The 3,025-nt window shown below is 70.3% G+C and carries 3 protein-coding genes; 1 reads left to right on the forward strand and 2 read right to left on the reverse strand.

Translation table 11 applies throughout. The annotated features are described in order from the left end of the window. A partial coding sequence (locus tag QAR72_RS15555) for an MFS transporter (RefSeq protein WP_442953588.1) occupies positions 1–1,134 on the forward strand: 1,134 nt, incomplete at its 5' end. Here QAR72_RS15555 and QAR72_RS15560 read toward each other — a convergent pair. Continuing rightward, positions 1,122–2,705 carry a 5-guanidino-2-oxopentanoate decarboxylase gene (locus tag QAR72_RS15560; RefSeq protein ID WP_304618287.1) on the reverse strand — a complete coding sequence of 528 codons (1,584 nt, stop codon included), beginning with the start codon at positions 2,703–2,705 and terminating at the stop codon, positions 1,122–1,124. The two genes, QAR72_RS15555 and QAR72_RS15560, sit on opposite strands and share 13 nt — an antisense overlap. Then, positions 2,702–3,025 (reverse strand): aminotransferase class I/II-fold pyridoxal phosphate-dependent enzyme (locus tag QAR72_RS15565; RefSeq protein WP_304618288.1); only part of this gene is annotated, 324 nt, incomplete at its 5' end. The genes QAR72_RS15565 and QAR72_RS15560, both read right to left, overlap by 4 nt.

A 3,025-nucleotide genomic window follows, 5' to 3' on the forward strand; every position in this document is an offset into this window, starting at 1 on the left:
GCCACCCTTGCCTATTCGCGCCCCGCGCTGGCGGCCTTCGGGGCGATGGGTCTGCTCTGGGGGACCTTCGCGGCGGCGCTGCCGGACCTGAAGGCGATGCTCGGCGTGGATGAGGCCGAGCTGGGGCTTCTCTTGTTCTTCACGCCGCTGGCCGCGATCACGGCGATGCTGCTGGCCCCGGCCTTCGGAGCGGCGATGGGGCGGGTGGCGCTGCCTCTGGCCACGGCGCTGATGGCGCTGGGGTTCATCCTGCCGGGTCAGGTCTGGGCGGTCTGGATGTTCCCGCTTGCCATGGCCTGCGCAGGTGCGGGGACGGGATTGACCGATGTCCTGATGAACGCCCGCGTCTCGGCGATGGAGAACGCGCGGCGGCTGCATCTGATGAACCTTGCCCATGCCGTCTATTCCTTCGGCTATGCCGGGGGCGCGATCCTGACCGGAGCGATGCGCGGCGCGGGCTGGGGGCCGGGCTGGGTGATGGGGGTGATGGGCCTTCTGGGCCTCGCCTGCGCGGCCCTGACGCTGGAGCGGGACGGGCGGATCGACGGCCTGCGCAAGCCGAAGGACGGCACGGCCCTGCCCTTGGGTCTGATCCCGGTGATCGGCGGCGGGATCGTCCTCATCGCCTTCATGACCGAGAACGCGGCTGAGAACTGGTCGGCCCTGCATATCGAGAAGACCCTGGGCGGCAGCCCCGAGGAAGGCGCGCTTGGCCCCGCGATGCTGGCCCTGACCATGGGCTTTGCGCGGCTGGGCGGGCAATGGCTGGCGGGCAGGGTGAACCCCTATACCCTGCTGCGGATCGGCGCTGTGGTGGCGGCGATCGGCGCGGGGATCGCGTCGCAGGCGGGCAGCCCACTTGGGGCCTATGCCGGCTTCTTCGTCATGGGGATCGGCGCCTCGGTCCTGGCGCCCACGGCCTTTTCGCTGGTGGGCCAGCTGAGCCATCCCGAGGTCCGCGCCCGTGCCATCGCACGCGCCACGCTGCTGGGCTATTTCGGCTATTTCTTCGGCCCGCCGCTTCTGGGCCTGATTGCCGGGACCTTCGGGCTGCGGGCGGCCTTCCTCTGGGCCGCCTGCATGGTGGGCGCGGTGTTCCTGCTGGTCCCGCTTCTGGCGCGTCAGCGGACCTGAATCTCCAGAAAGCGCGGGCCGTCGTGCGGCGTGGCCAGCATCTCGGCCAGTTCCTCCGGGTCGGGCGGCACGGCGGCAAAGAGCATGTCGCAGGCCATCGCGAAATGCTGCATGTCCAGGGGCGAGGGGTCGCAGCCGATGATCTCGGGCACCTTGTACTGGCGCATCGTGTCGGCGATCTCGCGGAAGCCGGCGTTGTTCCAGACGATGTAGGTGATCGGCAGCTTCTCATCGACGGCGGTCCGCAACTCGCCGGGGCTGAACTGAAGCCCGCCATCCCCGATCAGGCAGACGACCGGGGTGCCGGGGGCCGCCAGCGCCGCGCCGACCGCCGCGCCGGGGCCGAAGCCAAGCGCGCCATAGCCGGTCGCCGCGTTGAACCAGCCGCCGGGGCGGTCGTGGTCATAATACAGGTTCGCGGCATAGACCGGCTGCGTGCTGTCGCCGACGATGGTCGCCCCCGGCATCGCCGCGCGGATCGCCTCGACCATTTCAAGCTGCATGGGCAGCTGGTCGCCCAGCGTCGCCAGCTCGGCCCGCGCGGCGTCCCGCGTTGTGGCGGCCCGGCGCGCGCCATCGCGGTTGGCGGGCAGGATCATCCCCAGAAGCGCCGCCATCATCGGCCCGGCGTCGGCCTTGATCGGCATCTTTGCCGGGTGGCGGCCCAGCTGGTCGGCGCAGATGTCGATGCGGATCATCCCCGACAGGTCCGGCACGCCGCCCTTGGCATAGACGTCGTAATCCGTCGGGCCGATCTCGGTCCCCACGGCCAGCACCTGGTCGGCCTCGGCAATCAGCTTGCGGACCGAATTCAGGCTGGGTGAGGCAGGCACGCAAAGCCGGTGGCCATGCAGCGCGCCACGGGCATTGGCGGTCAGGACCACGGGGGCGTCCAGCATCTCGGCCAGCTTGCGCAGTTCGTCATGCGCGCCGCGCGTGCCGCCACCGGCAAGGATCACGATCCGCTCGGCATTGTTCAACGCATTGGCGATGCTGCGCATCCGGCCCATCGGCAGGGGCACCGCTGCCGCCGCCACGACCGGAGGCGGCAGGGCGGGGCAGGGCTGGCCCATCATGTTAGTCGAGATCTGGATATGCGCCGGCCCCGGCCGCCCCGAGGTCATCGCGGCGAAGGCGCGGTCCAGCACCTCGCCCAGTTTCTTCGGATCGGTCACGGTCTCCGTATGGCAGAGCGTGGCGATCATCGCGCCCTGATCGGGAAGCTCATGCAGCCGGCCAAGCCCCTTGCCCAGCGTGTCGCTGCGCCCAAGGCCCGAGACGACCAGCATCGGCACCGAATCCGCCCTGGCCTGTGCCATGGCGGTGATCGTGTTGGTCAGTCCCGGCCCGGTGATGACGAAGGCTGCGGCGGGCTTGCCCGCGACGCGGGCATAGCCGTCGGCCATGAAGCCCGCGCCCTGTTCGTGGCGGGGGGTGACATGGCGGATCTTGTCCCCGGCGGCGGCGAGGCCGCGGTAAAGCTCGATCGTGTGGACGCCGGGGATGCCGAAGACGGTGTCGATGCCGCGGGCGATCAGCCCTTCGACCAGACGGATGCCGACGGTGGTCATGCTGCATTCCCCAACAGGCTGGCCGCATGGGCGGCAATGCGCGAGGTGGCCTCGACCACCAGCTCGTCCGGTTGGGTGAGGCTGAGCCGCAGCCAGCCGTTCAGCCCCGCGCCGAAACTTTCGCCCGGCATGACCGCGACCTTCTGGCGGTCCAGAAGACCAAGCGCGAACTCCTCGCCCGACAGGCCGGTAGCGCGGACATCGACCAGCGCGAACATGCCCGCCTCGGGCCGGTGGACGTAAAGCCCGTTCACCCCCGACAGCTGATCCGCGATCAGCCCGGCACGGCGCGAGAAGCGTTCGGCCATCCCGGCGGCGAC

The sequence above is a fragment of the Paracoccus sp. (in: a-proteobacteria) genome, assembly GCF_030604785.1.
In the GTDB taxonomy this organism is placed as follows: Bacteria; Pseudomonadota; Alphaproteobacteria; order Rhodobacterales; family Rhodobacteraceae; genus Paracoccus.